The organism is Microcoleus sp. B4-C2 (assembly GCF_036705265.1).
In the GTDB taxonomy this organism is placed as follows: Bacteria; Cyanobacteriota; Cyanobacteriia; order Cyanobacteriales; family Microcoleaceae; genus Microcoleus.
Map to the genome: position 1 here is coordinate 1 of NZ_JAUBUB010000079.1, position 16,953 is coordinate 16,953.

Sequence of the window (16,953 nt, forward strand, 5' to 3'; positions counted from 1 at the left end):
TTAAATCTGGCGCGTGCTCGTCAGCAAATAGCCTAGCCCCACTGGTTTACTCTTTTGACAATTAATCCACCCTGCTTGTTAAGGGGGGCTAGGGGGGATCGAAGGACTCATCGGTAGACGGTATACTGATCCTACTTTTGCCGTTAAGTTGACACGAAGAAGGGCACTGCTGTGTCCTTACTCGTACCTAAACAGCATTGCGGTGTCCTTAAATTCGATCGCCCTACACACCGCGAAAACCAATTTTCCCGTAAAATCAAAACAGTCTATCCCCAACCAAAGCGCTACCTGTGGCAAAGTCAACTGAACCCAGCAATCCAGAGAGTCCGAGCCAACTTGCCCGCACGCCTCTGTACGACCTATCATTAGAACTCAAAGCTCGGATGGTGCCCTTTTCCGGGTGGGAGATGGCAGTACAGTACGCAGGCATCAGCAGCGAACACCAAGCAGTACGCCAGCAAGCAGGAATGTTCGACATTTCCCACATGGGAAAATTTGGTTTGAGAGGGAAACAAGTAATAGAAAAATTTCAACCCTTAGTACCCTCAGACTTGAGCCGCTTGCAACCCGGTCAAGCTCAATATACAGTCTTGCTAAATGCCCAAGGCTGCATCTTAGACGACATTATTTTCTACTGCCAAGAACCAGACCCTATCACTAGCGAAGAACGTGCAGTAATCATTGTCAACGCCGCCACTCGCATCGCAGACAAAGCATGGATCACCACTCACTTAGAATTGAACGAACTCTGTTTTACAGACATCTCGGAAGATAAAGTTTTAATTGCAATTCAAGGGCCGGAAGCCGTTAACTATCTCCAGCCTTTTGTGGAAGACAGCCTCACACCAATTAAGGCATTTGGTCACTTAGAAACAAACCTGTTGGGACAGCCGAGTTTTATCGCCAGAACTGGTTACACCGGCGAAGATGGGTTTGAAATCATGGTGGATGCCCAAGTAGGAAAAGAACTGTGGCAAAAATTGTTAGCTGCTGGCGTTGTACCCTGCGGTTTGGGTGCGAGAGATACCTTGCGTTTAGAAGCAGCAATGGCTCTTTACGGTCAAGATATAGACGACAATATCACGCCTTTAGAGGCTGGATTGGGTTGGGTAGTTCACCTCGACACCAAAGGCGATTTTATTGGGCGGGAGGTTTTGGAACAGCAGAAAGCGAGTGGAGTATCGAAGCGGTTGGTAGGGTTAGAAATGCAGGGGCGGCACATTGCGCGCCACGGCTATCCGGTAATATTTGAAGGCGAAACAGTAGGAGAAGTTACTAGCGGTACATTATCGCCTACTTTGAATCGTGCGGTAGCCCTCGCATTTGTTCCCGCAAAATTAGCGAAAATCGGTCAGCAATTAGAAATCGAAATTCGCGGTAAAAACTATCCGGCTAGTGTGGTTAAAAAACCATTTTATCGATCGCCAAACCGACCTAGTTAACTTAAGTAGGTAAGCCTTAATTCAGGGGCGTTGCTCATAGCAACGGTTCACAATAAAGTGTAAGTGTATGTGTTGTTGTGGAACGGGCTTCTAGCCCGTTGCTCATATTGGTCAAGAAGATTCATCTACTAGCTTAGCAAATTTTCGCAAAGTTGCAGCATAGCGATCGCCCGCCACATCCATCAAATCATTATGACCCGCCCCATCAACCCAAAAATTTAATTTCGGCTGCTTCGCCGCTGCATACAAGTGTTCTCCATGCCAAAAATGCACAACCTCATCAGCCTTACCATGAATCACCAAAACAGGCGATCGAACTTTGCCAATTTTATCAATATTCACAAACTTGTCAAAGGGTAAAATCGGAATCCGCGTCAACACCCGAAAAGCCGAAACAAAGGAACTTTCAACCACCAAACCGCCGACTTTTTGCCGCGAAGCCAAATCAATTGCCGGCCCACCCCCCACAGAACGCCCATAAAGAATAATTTGCTTTGCAGGTATTCCCAACTGTTGGGTTAAATAATTGTAAACAGCATCAATATCACGATAAGTATTATACTCAGAAGGATTTCCCTGACTCGTGCCGTAACCTTGATAATCATAGGCAAACACAGCAAAGCCGCTATCTCGAATCTCTCTGAGTAGCCACAAAATGCCGTCCAAGTCTTCCGCATTCCCGTGACTGTAAAGTATGGTATATTTAGCTTGCGGGTTAGGAAAATGAACAGTAGAAATTTTCACGCCATTAGCTGAGCTAACTTGGATAACTTCCCTGTTCTCACTCTGACTAGATTGGGGAGGTTGAAAAATTAGGCGTTCTGAAAAAAAGAAACCGTAAAAACATAGAAATGCGTAAATAAAAATTATAGAGCGCATCAGTCTTTTGACAGAAAATTCTCCAAAAAGCAAGCGTTTAATATTTTTTCTGTTCCATTTAGTCATTACTAAAGGCTCATAGTTGAATAAGATTTAACTAATACTTTTTTATTGCGAGAAAAGACATGGCACTAACATACCCCGATGACCTGAAATACCTAGACACCCACGAATACATCCGACTCGAAGGCGAAATTGCCACCATCGGCATTAGTGCTTTTGCAGTTGACCAACTCGGCGATATCGTGTTTCTAGATTTGCCCGAAGTCGGTGCAGGGTTGGAAAAGGGCGAAGCTTTCGGTACAGTCGAGTCAGTGAAAGCCGTTGAAGACTTGAAAGCACCAGTTACCGGTATAGTCGTAGAACGCAATGATGACATTATAGAGTCTCCCGAAGATTTGGCCGACGACCCCTATGGCGCTGGATGGCTGCTGAAAGTGCGCGTTGACAATCCCAGCGAAGCAGACGATGCTTTCTCGGCCCCGGAGTATCGCAAAATGGTGGAAGGGGAATAGGGAATAGGGCATAGGGCATAGGGCATGGGGCATAGGGCATAGGGCTCGTTGATAATTCCACAATCCGCCAGGGGTTGAAACCCCTGGCTAATAGCACAAGTCGTCTAAAGACGACTGAAATACCAAGCAGTTGGGCGAGGAGTTCCGATAAGTGCAGCTTAATCTACAGTCGTCTTCAGACGACTTTAGCTATGAGACAGGGGTTTCAACCCCTGTCGGACTGTCGGACTGTCGGACTGTCGGACTGTCGGACTGTCGGACTGTCGGACTGTCGGACTGTCGGACTGTCGGACTTTGATACACGCAAAAAATCTTCCTTAGTCGTCTTCAGACGACTTTAGCTATGAGACAGGGGTTTCAACCCCTGTCGGACTGTCGGACTATCGGACTGTCGGACTTTGATAGACGCAAAAAATCTTCCTTGTTTTCTTAGCAAAATGTTACAAACAAAGAAGCAAAAGTCTATTCAGGAGAATCCGCCTTGGTACTCTACAGCCCTCAACTTGAACCCAACCAGCAGCAAAACCTTTCCTCCATCAATGGTTTTGCGGGCCGGCACATTGGCCCGACACCCAGCGAAATCCAGCAAATGCTCAATGTTTTGGGCATTTCCAGCCTCGATGAGTTGATTGACAAAACGGTTCCAGCGGCGATTCGCATTTCTCAACCGCTACAACTTCCCGCAGCGCAAAGCGAGTACAGCGCTTTGGCAGAATTGAAAGAAATTGCTGGAAAAAATCAGGTATTTCGATCGTACATCGGCACAGGATATCACGACTGCATCACACCCCCGGTCATTCAGCGGAATATCCTAGAAAATCCCGGCTGGTATACAGCTTACACTCCCTACCAAGCCGAAATTGCTCAAGGGCGATTGGAAGCTTTGCTGAACTTCCAAACCATGATAATTGACCTCACGGGTTTGGAAATTGCCAACGCTTCTTTGCTGGATGAAGGGACTGCGGCGGCGGAAGCGATGGCGGTGAGTTACGGCGCCAGTAAAAATAAGGCAAAAGCGTTTTTTGTTTCTCAAGACTGCCACCCTCAAACTATTGAAGTGGTGCAAACTCGCGCTAAGCCGCTGGGAATTGAGGTAATTGTCGGCGACCATCACAGCTTTGAGTTCGATCGTACAATCTTCGGCGCTCTCCTGCAATACCCCGCCACAGACGGCGCAATTTACGACTATACCGATTTTATTCGATCGGCCCACGAAGTCGGCGCATTAGTCACAGTAGCCGCCGACATATTGAGCCTTTGCTTGCTCACACCCCCCGGCGAATTCGGCGCGGATATAGCCGTAGGAAGCACTCAGCGCTTCGGAGTGCCGATGGGATTCGGAGGGCCCCACGCAGCCTATTTCGCCACGCGAGAAGAGTTTAAACGGCAAGTTCCGGGGCGAATCGTCGGCGTTTCTAAAGATGCCAACGGCAAATCTGCTTTGCGTCTGGCCTTGCAAACCCGCGAACAGCACATCCGCCGCGAAAAAGCAACCAGCAATATTTGTACTGCTCAAGTTTTGCTAGCAGTGATGGCGAGTATGTATGCTGTTTATCACGGCCCGTCTGGACTGAAAGACATTGCTGAGAAAGTACGGACTTTAACTGCGCTTTTGGCATCCGGTTTAAGAAGTTTCGGATACACAATTGGTTCTCAACCTTTCTTCGATACTCTGCGAGTAGAATTGGGAGACAAACCGCTGTCAGAACTTCTAGAAGCTGCTAAAGTTCGCAAAATTAATCTCCGAGTTTTCGATGATTCGACAGTGGGAATCACTTTAGATGAAACTGTCAGCGTTGAAGAGGTACAAGAGTTGTGGGAAATTTTTGCACAGGATAAAGATTATATCAGGGCAGACGGGCAGAATGCTCTCAACATTCCGCTGGATGCAGACGCATTGAATTCATATTTGACCTTACCAGATTTTTGCGATCGCACCAGCAGCTATCTTGCCCATCCTGTTTTCAACAGCTACCATTCAGAAACTGAACTTTTGCGGTACTTGCACCGTTTAGAAGCCAAGGATTTATCGCTAAATACATCGATGATTCCCTTGGGTTCTTGCACAATGAAATTGAATGCCACAGCAGAGATGATGCCGGTGACTTGGGCGGAATTTGGCAAGATACATCCCTTTGCACCCCGCGATCAAACTCGTGGCTATCAAATGATGTTTGTGCAACTAGAACAGTGGCTGGCAGAAATCACGGGTTTTGCGGGAATTTCTTTGCAGCCAAACGCTGGTTCTCAGGGCGAATACGCGGGCTTGTTAGTTATTCGCCAATACCACGAACACCGAGGCGAATCTCACCGAAATATCTGTTTGATTCCCCAGTCAGCCCATGGTACAAATCCGGCTAGCGCCGTGATGGCGGGGATGAAAGTAGTTGCTGTTGAGTGCGATTATCAGGGCAATATTGATGTCGCAGATTTACATAAAAAAGCCGAAAAACACAAAAATGAATTGGCGGCTTTGATGGTGACATATCCATCTACGCACGGCGTTTTTGAGGAAGAGATTAAAGACATTTGCGAGATTGTCCACAACTGTGGCGGACAAGTTTATATGGACGGCGCAAATATGAATGCTCAAGTTGGTTTGTGCCGCCCCGGTGATTTTGGTGCTGATGTTTGTCACTTAAATTTGCACAAAACTTTCTGCATTCCCCACGGCGGCGGCGGGCCGGGAATGGGGCCGATTGGGGTAATGTCTCATTTGGTAGAATTTTTGCCCAGTCATTCTATTCTTAACAGTCAACAGTCAACAGTGAACAGTCAACAAATATCAGTTGGTGCTGTTTCCGCCGCGCCTTGGGGAAGTGCTAGCATTTTGCCTATTTCTTGGATGTACATTCGGATGATGGGAGGAGTGGGTTTAACTGAGGCGACAAAAGTAGCAATTCTTAATGCTAATTACATGGCGCATCGCTTAGCATCTTATTATCCGGTTTTGTACAAAGGGAAAGCTGGTTTGGTGGCGCACGAGTGTATTCTAGATTTGCGATCGCTCAAAAAATCTGCGACTATTGAAGTCGAAGATATCGCTAAACGGTTGATGGATTACGGCTATCACGCGCCGACGGTTTCTTGGCCGGTTGCTGGTACGGTAATGGTGGAACCCACGGAAAGCGAATCGAAGCAGGAATTAGACCGTTTTTGCGATGCCATGATTGCGATTCGAGGCGAAATTGCGGAGATTGAAAACGGCAATGTTGACGCGCACAATAATGTCTTGAAAAATGCACCACACACCGCAGAATCTCTGATGGTTGATGAGTGGAATCATCCTTATACTCGCGCGCAAGCGGCTTATCCGGCACCTTGGACTCGCGAACATAAGTTTTGGCCGGCGGTGGGGCGGATAGATAATGCGTTTGGCGATCGTAATTTTGTCTGTTCTTGTTTACCAATGGAGGCTTACAATTAAGGTTGTAATCCATGTAAATCTCGTTTTTATCTGAGTCTAGATCCCCCTAAATCCCCCTGATTGTTGGGGAGTAGGGGTTGACTTTGAGAACACTTCCGGTCCCCCCTTGTAGGGGCGGTGCGACCCCTACTCCCCGTGCCCGCCCTCTTGGCCAGGGGGGATCTCCGGGTTTGATAGATGCCGAAATCCACCTCACAAAAAGCCTCAAGAAACCGGGTTTCTGCGATAATTTATGTATCATCACCCAGATTCAGGAAGAAACCCGGTTTCTACCTCCCCACCAACAGCCTCCAAACTCCATAAGTTAGAAAAAAAGTTTGTAGTTTGCATCAACAATCAAGACTATCCAGCATCATTGGAAGTGCGGAAAATATATCAAATAATCCCGGATAATCGCGCTGGGGAAAATCAATTAATCCGAGTCATTGATGAATCTGGCGAAGATTATTTGTATCCAGTTGCATATTTTGTACCCATCGCATTGCTGCAAGCTGTAGCAGCCGTATTTGCCTAGTAGAAACTATCAATTCTCTTACGCACTTCGACTAAAGAAACCGGGTTTTTACTGAATCTGTCGGTGGGAACGAAATATTGTCGTAAAAAACCCGGTTTCTGAGTCAATCTCAAGGAGTAAGCTGTTGTGCCTTTAAATCGTCCTTAGCATCCGAGTGTGTTAGTGGGCAAATGCAACTCTCCTGGCCCAGCCACTGCGATCCTACTTCATGCAGGGCTGCCATCACCGGTTGAATTTGGCGACCCTTGGGCGTGAGGGAATATTCGACGCGGGGCGGAATCTCGGCATAAACACGCCGATCGACTAACCCTTGAGATTCCAACTCTCGTAGGCGTTGGGTGAGGGTTTTGGTGCTGATGCCAGGAAGTGCCGTGAGTAATTCGTGGGGACGGCGATCGCCTCCAAACAGTTCGCGTAGAACCAAAATTGACCATTTATTGTCCAACAAGTCTAGCACAAATTGAATCGGACATTTAACCTCTACGCAATGACTCGCTTCCACCATAAACTCCCTGCACAGTTGCCTTCACAATAATTTCCATATTTCTTTAGAAATGGCTCAAGCGTCCTATTGGCTTCAATGCTTTACCTAAAGTAACTATAGGATACCACTGGTAACTGACTTGTGGGCGATCGCGGATTAAGGCAATGTGGTGCACAGTCATCAATTCCGAACAATCCACTCTCCACTCCTATGGTCAGTTCAATTAGTAAATCGGAGTCTGCTGGTCTGCCATCCGGCATTAAAGCACCTGTTCAAGAAACCCTGTTAACACCCCGCTTTTACACCACCAATTTTGATGCCGTTGCCGAAATGGATCTGTCGGGGCAACAAGCGGAATTAGAAGCAGTTGTAGCAGAATTGCGCGCGGACTATAACCGCCACCATTTTGTCCGCAATCAAGAGTTTGAGCAATGCTGGGACAAGATTGATGGCGAAACGCGAAAGGCATTTATTGACTTTCTAGAGCGATCCTGTACCTCGGAATTTTCGGGTTTTCTGTTGTTCAAAGAACTTTCCCGCAAACTCAAGAATCGCCAACCGTTGTTATCGGAAGCCTTTAACCTATTGGCCAGAGATGAAGCGCGTCATGCCGGTTTCTTGAATAAAGCGATGGCAGATTTTGGGTTGTCTCTCGATCTGGGCTATTTAACAAAAAATCGTACCTACACATTCTTCCCTCCAGAATGGGTAATTTATACTGTTTATCTGTCGGAAAAAATTGGCTACTGGCGCTATATTTTGGTGTATCGCCATCTCGAACAACATCCCGAACATCAAATTTATCCCCTGTTTCGCTACTTCGAGAATTGGTGCCAAGACGAAAATCGGCATGGGGATTTCTTTAAGGCTTTGTTGCGATCGCAGCCTAAGCTTTGGAATAGCTGGAAGGCAAGACTCTGGGCGCGCTTTTTCCTACTGACGGTGTTTGCCACGCACACAATGACGGTGTTGGAACGCTCCACATTTTATGACTCCATCGGCATCGACCCCGATGAATATAACAAGCAGGTGATTCATCACACCAATGAAACGGCAAAACGGGCGTTTGCCAGTATTTTAGATACCCACCATCCAGAATTCTTTCCCCGTTTGGATCGATGTGCGATCGCCAATCAGAAGCTAGCAGAAATCTCAAGTAACCAGCGCCCTGCCGCCATCCAATTTTGCCAAAAATTACCCTGGATTGCTGTGATTGTCTGGCAGTTGTTGCGCCTTTATTTACTGCCCTCGATTAATGCTGAATCATCCAGAACCGCTATTAATTAGGAGATATTGCCATGACTAATCTATCCACACGCCTCCGAGAAGGCACGATGAAATCCCACACCACAGCCGAAAATACGGCATTTATGAAATGCTTTATCAAAGGCATTGTGGAACGGGAACCTTTGCGTAAACTCTTTGCCGATTTGTACTTTGTTTACAGCGCCCTAGAAACGGCTTTGCAGACCCATGTCAACCACCCGATAATCGGGGCTCTCTATTTCCCTGAGTTAAATCGCACTGAGAATCTGGCTTGCGATCTAGCTTTTTATTACGGTGAAAATTGGCGGGAGGAAATTACGGCTTCGCCAGCGGGTTCTGTGTATCGCGATCGCATTCAAACCCTCTCAGCAACCGATCCAGTCCTGCTGATTGCCCATGCCTACACCCGCTACATGGGTGATTTATCCGGCGGACAAAGCTTGAAAAACGTGATTCGATCGGCGTTGTCTCTGCCGCCGGATCAGGGAACAAATTTCTATGAATTTTCCCAAATCTCGACACCAGAAGCAAGGCGAGTATTTAAGGAACGCTATCGCCAAACCTTTGATGAGTTTCCGGTGGATGCTGACACGATCGAGCGAATTGTCGCAGAAGCAAATACGGCATTTGCCCTCAACCGGGATGTGATGCACGAACTCGAAGCCGATGTGAAAGCGGCGATCAGAGAACATACCTTTGATTTGCTGACTCGGCAAGATCGCCCCGGTAGCACAGAAGGCCGCAGCCCTCATGCCAAGCGAGAATCTGTCGCGAAATAACTCGCCCCACGAAAACAAGATCGATCGTATCTCTAAAATATGCCGGGGTTCTGAATCTACACAACAACAGAAGGATACATTAGTTAATGAAACAGTTATCACAAACGGTTGAATTTGATGCTGCATTGTTGAATAAATACAACCAGCCTTTACCTCGCTATACCAGCTATCCACCCGCCACAGAATTAAGCACTGACTTCGATCGCAACGCATTTAAAACCGCGATCGCCGTCGGCAATCACAAACAAACCCCCTTATCGCTTTACTGCCACATCCCCTTTTGTGAAACCCCCTGTTATTTCTGCGGCTGCAATACCATCATCACCCAGCGCAAAGAGGTGGTAGAACCCTATTTAGGCTATCTCGCTCGCCAAATTCGCCAAGTTGCCAGTTTGGTGGATGCCGATCGGCTGGTGCATCAGTTGCACTGGGGCGGCGGCACGCCCAACTATCTCGATCGAAGTCAGGTAGAGTGTCTGTGGAACCAGTTAAATCGATATTTTCGGTTCGATGACGCGGCAGAAATATCGATCGAAGTCAATCCTAGCTATATCAATCGCGAATACATTCTATTTCTGCGACAATTAGGCTTCAATCGGATTAGCTTTGGTATTCAGGATTTTAATCCCATCGTGCAGCAAGCGATCAATCGGGTGCAGCCGGAAGCGATGTTGTTTGATGTGATGGATTGGATGCGGGAAGCTGGGTTTGAAAGTGTCAATGTGGATTTGATTTACGGCTTACCTTTCCAGACACAAGCCACATTCCAGGAAACAGTAAAGAAGACCTTGCAATTAAATCCCGATCGCATTGCTGTCTTTAATTTTGCCTATGTTCCCTGGCTCAAACCGGTTCAGAAACGAATGCCGGAATCTGCTTTGCCGACTGCTGGCGAAAAGCTGAAAATTATGCAAAGTACGATCGCCAAACTGACGCAAAATGACTATGTGTTTATTGGTATGGATCACTTTGCTAAGCCTAATGATGAACTAGCTATCGCCCAACAAGCGGGTCAACTCCATCGGAATTTTCAGGGTTATACCACTAAGCCCGAATCGGATCTGTTGGGCTTTGGCATGACTTCCATCAGTATGTTGCAGGATGTATATACCCAAAACCACAAGCGATTGAAAGACTTTTATCAGGCGATCGATGCGGGTGAATTAGCGATCGAAAAAGGTGTGAGACTGAATCAGGACGATCTGATTCGGCGGACAGTAATCATGGAATTAATGTGTCAATTCCAACTGTGTGTACAAGATTTGGAAGAAAAATACCATCTCGGCTTCGATCTCGATTTTAATGACTATTTTGCTCAGGTTTTGCCACAACTTGATGCCTTAGAAGCCGATGGGTTAATCAAACGTTGGGGCGATGGTCTGGAAGTAACTGCGATCGGGCGCTTGCTAATTCGCAATATTGCATCCGTGTTTGATAGCTATCTCATCCGCAACTCCAGCAAACGGTTTTCCAAGTCCCTATGAATTATTATCAGATTTGTTAACTCAGATTTGTTAACATAGTTAGGGACGGATAAATATTTTCATAACCGAGTTGTTGCGTAAATTATAACCAATTCATCAAGGAAAAATCTATGTTCTGTGAACAATGCGAACAAACAGCAAGCGGACAAGGATGCCATCAGTTTGGTGCTTGTGGGAAAAGTCCCCAGGTGAATGCTATCCAAGATTTGCTGATTTATTATCTGCGCGGGTTGGCTCCGATTGCCCTCAAAGCAAAGGAGTTAGATATTGATACCCATGCAGTGGATGTCTTCACCTGCGAAGCGATCTTTGCCACGATGACGAATGTCAACTTTTCGGAAAAGCGGTTTGTTGAGTATCTCCAGAAAGCGATCGCCCATCGCGCCAACCTCAAGGCTCAAGTGCAGCAAGCAACAGACACTCCACCTACCTGGGCTGCAATTTCCGACTTTGAACCCAACTTTGATGAGAGCCTGGTTGAGCAGGGTGAGCTGATTTCCATCCAGTTCATGAGTCAGTCTGCCTGGAATGTGGATATTTTCTCGCTCAAACTCACGGTGCTATATGGGGTTAAGGGTCTTGCCTCCTATACCTTCCACGCATACGAAGTGGGACAGGAAGACGAGCGGGTGTATCGTTTCATTTATGAAGCGCTGACCGCTCTCGATAACCAGACCTTGGGCTTGCAGGAGTGGGTGAATCTTGCTCTTGAGGTGGGAGCCATTAATCTGCGATCTATGGAACTATTGGATGCCGGACATACCGGTACCTATGGACACCCAATTCCCACGCCTGTTCCCCTCAATCCACGGCAAGGGAAGGCGATTCTGGTTTCAGGACATGACATCAAACAACTTGAAGGCTTACTGAAGCAAACAGCAGACACTGGAATTACTGTTTACACCCACGGCGAACTTCTACCAGCCCACGGCTATCCCAAACTAAAACAGCAGTACCCCCATCTCTATGGTCACTACGGCACTGCTTGGCAGAACCAAACCAAGGATTTTGGCAAGTTCCCCGGTGCGATCGTGATTACGACCAACTGCTTAATGCCAACCCATTCCTATTATGAAGATAAACTCTTTAGCGTTGGCCCCGTCGGCTATCCGGGTCTGATTAACTTGAATGCGATCGACGACAATGGCACACCCGATTTTACTCCAGTTATTGAGAAAGCACTGGCACTTCCCGGCTTTACTGAAGATGCACCCCCCAGGGAAGTCACAGTTGGTTTTGCCCACAATACAGTCTTAGGGGTGGCAGATAAAATCATTGAGGCTGTGAAACAGCGTAAAATCCGCCATTTCTTCCTGGTAGGGGGCTGTGATGGAGCCAAACCCGATCGCAACTACTACACCGAGTTCGTCGAAAAAGTGCCTGATGATTGTGTCGTGCTCACCCTGGCTTGCGGCAAGTTTCGCTTCTTTGATCGACAAATGGGCGACATTGACGGACTACCCCGCCTGATGGATGTTGGTCAGTGCAACGATGCCTACTCCGCGATTCAGATTGCTGTAGCCCTAGCCAATGCCTTTGAGGTAGGTGTCAACGATATACCCCTTTCCATGATTCTGTCTTGGTATGAACAGAAGGCAGTAGCCGTCTTGCTAACTCTCTTGCATTTGGGGATTAAAAACATTCGCCTAGGGCCGACATTGCCGGCGTTTATTTCTCCCAATGTATTCAAGCTTCTGTCGGAGAAATATAACTTGCAGGCCATTACTACCCCTGATGCCGATCTGGCTGCTTGCTTGAGCTGAGTGGGAGACTCTTGGATGCGTGGACTGCTTTCGTATAGTAAACGATTTCTTGTAAATTCCTCCAAGATAGCGGTAGACATTGGTAGTATGTGTCGCCCGAAAAGTGGTAATGCCACCGACTCAAAATGGTACAGCTTGATAAAATTGGAGATCGACATGAAGCCATGTCTACTTTCACTAAACCCTTCACTTCTGTTTACGGCCCAGTGCAATCCTGGCGTTTTGGGCGATCGCTAGGGATCGATCCGATCGGGCCTGATTCTACTTGCTCATTTAACTGTGTGTATTGCCAGTTAGGTGAGATTGAGCACCAGAGTTGCAACCGCCAGATTTTTGTCCCGACTCAGAAAATTCAACAGGATCTGCAATCCTTCCCTGTCGGCGATGTGAACACCATCACCCTCAGCGGTAGCGGTGAGCCAACTCTGGCGCTGAATTTAGGCGAAATTCTGGTTATGGCGAAGGAGATAACTAGGAAGCCCGTTGGCGTATTGACCAACGGCAGTTTGCTGGGCGATCGCGCGGTGTGTGAGGAACTGGCGATCGCCGATTGGGTAGCTGTCAAAGTTGATGCCATTGCGGCTGAATCATTCTGTCGCATCAATCGCCCCATGCCAACCATCAACCTCCAGGAAATTTGGGCCGGTCTCCTCCAATTTCGCCAACTCTATTCAGGACACCTGGCAATTCAGACGATGCTACTAACCGAGTGGAACGAACAGGATCGGGCAGAGTACATCCGCCGGATGCAAGCATTACTGCCCGACGAAATCCAACTCAACACGCCGACGCGACTTTGCCCGCTAACGCATCAGCTAGAAGCACGAGGGAACGATCCGCCCAATGCCTGTTTATATCCGACAAGGCAACTCAAGCAAGTCAAGGCTGAAGTGCTACAGGTTTTTGGCGATCGCATTGAACGTGTCATAGGAATTCCAGTGCGTTACCCATTATTAAAACCAGAGGCAAAGAACCGATGAAACCTCAGAAAACAAACCCATATTTTCAGCTTTTAGAAATTCCCCCTGGCTATCTCAACATCATGGGATATGTAGACGAGTCGGAAGTGAATGGGCCCGGTTGTCGAGCCGTGATCTGGGTGCAAGGATGTCTGCGGGAGTGTCCAGGCTGCTTTAATCCGGCTTCCTGGTCCTTTGAGATCGATCGACTAATCAGCGTTGATGCCCTTGCCCAGCAGATTCTCAGTCACCCTCGCAACCAGGGTGTCACCTTTTCGGGCGGAGAACCCTTCTGGCAAGCTCCCGCCTTGGCAGATTTGGCACGCCAAGTCAAAGCAGCAGGATTAAATGTCATGTCGTTTACTGGCTTCACGTTAGAACAATTGCGATCAGAACAGGGGCCCGCCGGTGTTGAGGAGTTGCTGGAACAACTCGATATTTTAATCGATGGTGCCTATGTACAGTCTTTGGCAGTCAACTCACCCGATTCTCTCGTTTCTTCCAGCAACCAGCGCGTACATCTTTTCAATCCTGCTTTTCACGATCAACTCACCTGGGCGAGCGATCAGATGGAAATTCATATTCTCAAAGATGGCAGTCGGATTTTCACAGGCTACCGGGGTCAAATGAATCTGGCTGAGTCGGAGTTATGAACCCGATCGCATTAAGCATCGAGCATCCAAGCAATACACTTTTGCATTTGATTGCTCATTGTTTGTCGATCGGCATAATACCTGCGGCCGTGTCCCGGCAACACCCATTCAAACGAGTAATTAGCCAAATTCTGCATAGATTTGATTTGTTCCGGCCAAGAATACCAACAGACATCGTGAAAGCCAACTAGCTGCTGCAAACTTTCCGACCAAGCAAGATGATCGCCTGTGAACAAAAACGTGTTATTGTAAAGCAAAACGGTGTGACCTTTCGTGTGACCTGGCACCGATATAATCAACAAATCATCTGCTAGTTGATACGGTTCGCTGGGCGACAATTGCATTTCTACACGGCACGTATCAGCGTTAATTTCGTCATAATGAATGATGCGATCGCACCCAAAATGATCGCGGTATTGTTGATGATCTGCCACATCATCGCGGTGAGTCAAGTACATATAGCGAATGCCGCCCATTGCTTCTATGTTTTTGACTAGCGGCGGCACAAAACGGGGAGAATCCACTAAAATATTGCCTTCGGGACGGACAATTAAATAGCTGGCTGCGGCGTAGGATGTCTCTGAGTGGTAGCCGCAGTGATAGACATTTTCTGCTACGAGTGCGGGTAACAGTTGCTGGGCTTCTTTGATCCTTTTGGGTTTTTCTACAGTGCCGATCGAACTTGTGGGACAAGACAAAAGAGCCGCGAGCGATCGCATTTCTTCAGTTTCATTAGTTGGCTGGCGGTAAACCGCAGACTGTTCTCCCGCTTGAGTAAATACTTCAGGTGCCATCCACCGACAAGTATCGCAGTCAATGCAGGTATTGTCTACATAAAAGTTACCGTTAATATTTTCAGTACGCCTCCGATTAATGTTAGCCATTTTTCTACCTCTTAATAACCCATATAAATTATGGTAACTTACTATAATGACTACCCCCGACATCCCGCCGCAGGTTTAAACCCCCGTCTCACAGCACAATTCGGTTAAAACTCACATCTTGCACCATTCTCAAGAACAGGCAAGATGCCTATTCCACAAAGAGTAAATTTTCTTGTGGAACAGGCATCTTGCCTGTTCAGAAAAGGCTAATTTAGAATGGTGCAAGGAGTTAAAACTCACATCTTGCAGCATTCTCAAAAACGGGCAAGATGCCCGTTCCACAAGAGATTAATTTTCTTGTGGAACAGGCATCTTGCCTGTTCCTAAAAGGATTATTGACAATGGTGCAACATATGAGTTTCAATCAACAATTCTACCGCTGCTGATCCGCTGGAAAAGCACCCGCTTTCACCGCCACAGTAACAGGTTGTCCGCCGCGGCTTAATTCAAGCTGCAGATCGCTGCCCACTGTACTTTTCTCGACAATTTGCTGTACGCTGCCAGCATCGCTGACTTCTGCACCATTGATTCTCTTGATCACATCGGCAACGCGAACTCCAGCTTGTGCCGCCGGAGAATTTCTCGCAACTCCCAAAACTAACACGCCTTTATCTTCAGTCAGCCTCAATTTGGTGTTGGGATTTTGATTAAATTCTCTCTTGATTGCGGGAGTAATGCTCAACATCCGAACGCCGAGATAAGGATGTTCGGCTTTTCCTACTGTTACTAATTGGTTGGCAATTTGTTGTGCTCGATCGATCGGAATAGCAAAACCCAATCCTTGAGCGCCTTGAATAATCGCCGTATTCATGCCGATAACTTGACCGCGCTGGTTCAGCAGCGGCCCACCAGAATTGCCGGGATTGATCGCAGCGTCGGTTTGAATAAAGCTGACGCGCTTGTCGGGAACACCGACATCGGCGCTAGAACGGCCTGTAGCGCTAATAATTCCCACAGTCACAGTATTGTCCAAACCGAGGGGATTGCCGATCGCGATCGCCCATTCTCCCGGCTGTAACTCTTCAGATTTGCCCAAATTCACCACAGGCAAATTGTTAGCTTCAATTTTAACAACAGCCACATCAGTTACTGTATCTACGCCTAAAACTTTGCCGACAAATTCGCGGCCATCCTTCAGTTTTACCGTCACCGTATCCGCGCGGTCAACGACGTGAGCGTTAGTCAAAATGCGGCCATCAGAACCAAAAATAAAACCCGAACCGGAGCCCCTTTCTACCCGATTTCCCGGCGCAATCGGAGATTCTGAACCAAAGAAGCGGCGGAATTGCTCAGGTATCTCATCTGGAACTTGGTTCGTCACCGTGCGAGAGGAATTGATCCGCACCACTGCCGGGCCAACTTCCTGCACAACTTTAGTGACAAAATTAGAGTCTTGAGAGGGGAGTATATTGGCAGGCAATGCTGAGATTGGCGCTGCAGTTGAAGGTTCAGCTTGAATGGCGTTAGAACTTCCAGGAACTCCAGAAGTTAGGGCGTTGCACCCAACAGTTGCGGTGGAGCCGAGCAAAATTAGGGATAAAAAAGCCAGTTTTTTCGGCAAAGAAGAACGGCGAGAACGCACAGTTGTAGCAGGCATATTTTTAGTTGACATAGTATTGATTTGGTGGGAGTTAGAGGGAGAGTTATAATTAGGATTTTGCATTTTTAGCACCTACTGTAATTAAATTACAACTAAAGGTTCTTTAATTTTAATTCAAGCATTTATGATATCTGCTTGACTGGTGGGGTTTACCCTACAAGCTGGGGTAGAAACCGGACAGTCGCAGGCAAATTGTTTGTGGATTCGAGCTTTTGAGTGCGATCGAACTGGGTCGGCACTGGCGAATTGCTGTCTGAGTGCGATAATACAAACTACGCTAGCCAGCTCGGATATTCCGCATTTC

At 47.4% G+C, this 16,953-nt stretch carries 15 protein-coding genes; 10 read left to right on the forward strand and 5 right to left on the reverse strand.

Annotated elements, in window-relative coordinates; all coding sequences use genetic code 11:
* Window positions 1–290: 290 nt before the first annotated feature.
* Complete coding sequence (gene gcvT / locus QUB20_RS20830) at window positions 291–1,442, forward strand: glycine cleavage system aminomethyltransferase GcvT (protein WP_333249205.1); 1,152 nt, start codon at window positions 291–293, stop codon at window positions 1,440–1,442.
* A gap of 111 nt (window positions 1,443–1,553) precedes the next feature.
* Here gcvT and QUB20_RS20835 read toward each other — a convergent pair whose 3' ends face one another.
* A complete protein-coding gene (locus QUB20_RS20835) occupies window positions 1,554–2,387 on the reverse strand; it encodes an alpha/beta hydrolase (RefSeq protein WP_333249202.1) in 834 nt (277 codons plus the stop codon).
* Window positions 2,388–2,446: 59 nt separating this feature from the next.
* Here QUB20_RS20835 and gcvH point away from each other — a divergent pair, with 59 nt between their 5' ends.
* The 3 genes from gcvH (at window position 2,447) to QUB20_RS20850 (ending at window position 6,777) form a co-directional block, all read left to right on the forward strand.
* On the forward strand, window positions 2,447–2,836 hold the full coding sequence (gene gcvH / locus QUB20_RS20840) for a glycine cleavage system protein GcvH (RefSeq protein WP_333249199.1): 390 nt from the start codon (window positions 2,447–2,449) through the stop codon (window positions 2,834–2,836).
* 481 nt (window positions 2,837–3,317) lie between these two features.
* Window positions 3,318–6,263: an aminomethyl-transferring glycine dehydrogenase gene (gcvP, locus tag QUB20_RS20845; RefSeq protein WP_333249196.1), complete on the forward strand. Its 2,946-nt coding sequence runs from the start codon at window positions 3,318–3,320 to the stop codon at window positions 6,261–6,263.
* A 232-nt stretch (window positions 6,264–6,495) separates the two neighbouring features.
* Complete coding sequence (locus QUB20_RS20850) at window positions 6,496–6,777, forward strand: hypothetical protein (RefSeq protein ID WP_445299423.1); 282 nt, start codon at window positions 6,496–6,498, stop codon at window positions 6,775–6,777.
* A gap of 109 nt (window positions 6,778–6,886) precedes the next feature.
* Here the strand turns inward: QUB20_RS20850 and QUB20_RS20855 are convergent, their stop codons facing one another.
* Entirely contained in the window at window positions 6,887–7,282 is a 396-nt protein-coding gene (locus QUB20_RS20855; protein ID WP_333249194.1) for a helix-turn-helix domain-containing protein, read from the reverse strand.
* Between the two features lie 43 nt (window positions 7,283–7,325).
* On the reverse strand, window positions 7,326–7,460 hold the full coding sequence (locus QUB20_RS20860; RefSeq protein WP_333143296.1) for a hypothetical protein: 135 nt from the start codon (window positions 7,458–7,460) through the stop codon (window positions 7,326–7,328).
* Window positions 7,461–7,471: 11 nt separating this feature from the next.
* Between QUB20_RS20860 and acsF the strand changes: the two genes are divergently transcribed.
* From acsF to QUB20_RS20890, 6 genes are all read left to right on the forward strand, one after another.
* Window positions 7,472–8,548 (forward strand): magnesium-protoporphyrin IX monomethyl ester (oxidative) cyclase, encoded by a 1,077-nt coding sequence (acsF, locus tag QUB20_RS20865; RefSeq protein ID WP_333249191.1) that lies wholly within the window; start codon window positions 7,472–7,474, stop codon window positions 8,546–8,548.
* 11 nt (window positions 8,549–8,559) lie between these two features.
* Entirely contained in the window at window positions 8,560–9,306 is a 747-nt protein-coding gene (locus QUB20_RS20870; RefSeq protein WP_333249188.1) for a heme oxygenase (biliverdin-producing), read from the forward strand.
* 86 nt (window positions 9,307–9,392) lie between these two features.
* A complete protein-coding gene (gene hemN / locus QUB20_RS20875; RefSeq protein ID WP_333249185.1) occupies window positions 9,393–10,790 on the forward strand; it encodes an oxygen-independent coproporphyrinogen III oxidase in 1,398 nt (465 codons plus the stop codon).
* A gap of 110 nt (window positions 10,791–10,900) precedes the next feature.
* Window positions 10,901–12,553 carry a hydroxylamine reductase gene (gene hcp / locus QUB20_RS20880; RefSeq protein ID WP_333249183.1) on the forward strand — a complete coding sequence of 551 codons (1,653 nt, stop codon included), beginning with the start codon at window positions 10,901–10,903 and terminating at the stop codon, window positions 12,551–12,553.
* A gap of 125 nt (window positions 12,554–12,678) precedes the next feature.
* Window positions 12,679–13,533 (forward strand): radical SAM protein, encoded by an 855-nt coding sequence (locus tag QUB20_RS20885; RefSeq protein WP_333291619.1) that lies wholly within the window; start codon window positions 12,679–12,681, stop codon window positions 13,531–13,533.
* Window positions 13,530–14,165 (forward strand): 4Fe-4S single cluster domain-containing protein, encoded by a 636-nt coding sequence (locus tag QUB20_RS20890; RefSeq protein WP_333249177.1) that lies wholly within the window; start codon window positions 13,530–13,532, stop codon window positions 14,163–14,165. Before QUB20_RS20885 ends, QUB20_RS20890 begins: the two co-directional genes overlap by 4 nt.
* 11 nt (window positions 14,166–14,176) lie before the next feature.
* Here the strand turns inward: QUB20_RS20890 and QUB20_RS20895 are convergent, their stop codons facing one another.
* Together QUB20_RS20895 and QUB20_RS20900 are read right to left on the reverse strand one after the other, a co-directional pair.
* Window positions 14,177–15,049 (reverse strand): MBL fold metallo-hydrolase, encoded by an 873-nt coding sequence (locus QUB20_RS20895; protein ID WP_333249174.1) that lies wholly within the window; start codon window positions 15,047–15,049, stop codon window positions 14,177–14,179.
* A 373-nt stretch (window positions 15,050–15,422) separates the two neighbouring features.
* Window positions 15,423–16,712: an HhoA/HhoB/HtrA family serine endopeptidase gene (locus QUB20_RS20900; RefSeq protein ID WP_333249170.1), complete on the reverse strand. Its 1,290-nt coding sequence runs from the start codon at window positions 16,710–16,712 to the stop codon at window positions 15,423–15,425.
* Window positions 16,713–16,953: the final 241 nt, after the last annotated feature.

Coding starts and splice junctions, on each gene's coding strand:
- QUB20_RS20850 (WP_445299423.1), top strand. CDS start 6,496: ATGTATCATCACCCAGATTCAGGAAGAAACCCGGTTTCTACCTCCCCA.
- acsF (WP_333249191.1), top strand. CDS start 7,472: ATGGTCAGTTCAATTAGTAAATCGGAGTCTGCTGGTCTGCCATCCGGC.
- hemN (WP_333249185.1), top strand. CDS start 9,393: ATGAAACAGTTATCACAAACGGTTGAATTTGATGCTGCATTGTTGAAT.
- QUB20_RS20885 (WP_333291619.1), top strand. CDS start 12,679: ATGGTACAGCTTGATAAAATTGGAGATCGACATGAAGCCATGTCTACT.
- QUB20_RS20870 (WP_333249188.1), top strand. CDS start 8,560: ATGACTAATCTATCCACACGCCTCCGAGAAGGCACGATGAAATCCCAC.
- gcvH (WP_333249199.1), top strand. CDS start 2,447: ATGGCACTAACATACCCCGATGACCTGAAATACCTAGACACCCACGAA.
- QUB20_RS20835 (WP_333249202.1), bottom strand. CDS start 2,387: ATGACTAAATGGAACAGAAAAAATATTAAACGCTTGCTTTTTGGAGAA.
- QUB20_RS20895 (WP_333249174.1), bottom strand. CDS start 15,049: ATGGCTAACATTAATCGGAGGCGTACTGAAAATATTAACGGTAACTTT.
- QUB20_RS20900 (WP_333249170.1), bottom strand. CDS start 16,712: ATGCAAAATCCTAATTATAACTCTCCCTCTAACTCCCACCAAATCAAT.
- hcp (WP_333249183.1), top strand. CDS start 10,901: ATGTTCTGTGAACAATGCGAACAAACAGCAAGCGGACAAGGATGCCAT.
- QUB20_RS20890 (WP_333249177.1), top strand. CDS start 13,530: ATGAAACCTCAGAAAACAAACCCATATTTTCAGCTTTTAGAAATTCCC.
- QUB20_RS20855 (WP_333249194.1), bottom strand. CDS start 7,282: ATGGTGGAAGCGAGTCATTGCGTAGAGGTTAAATGTCCGATTCAATTT.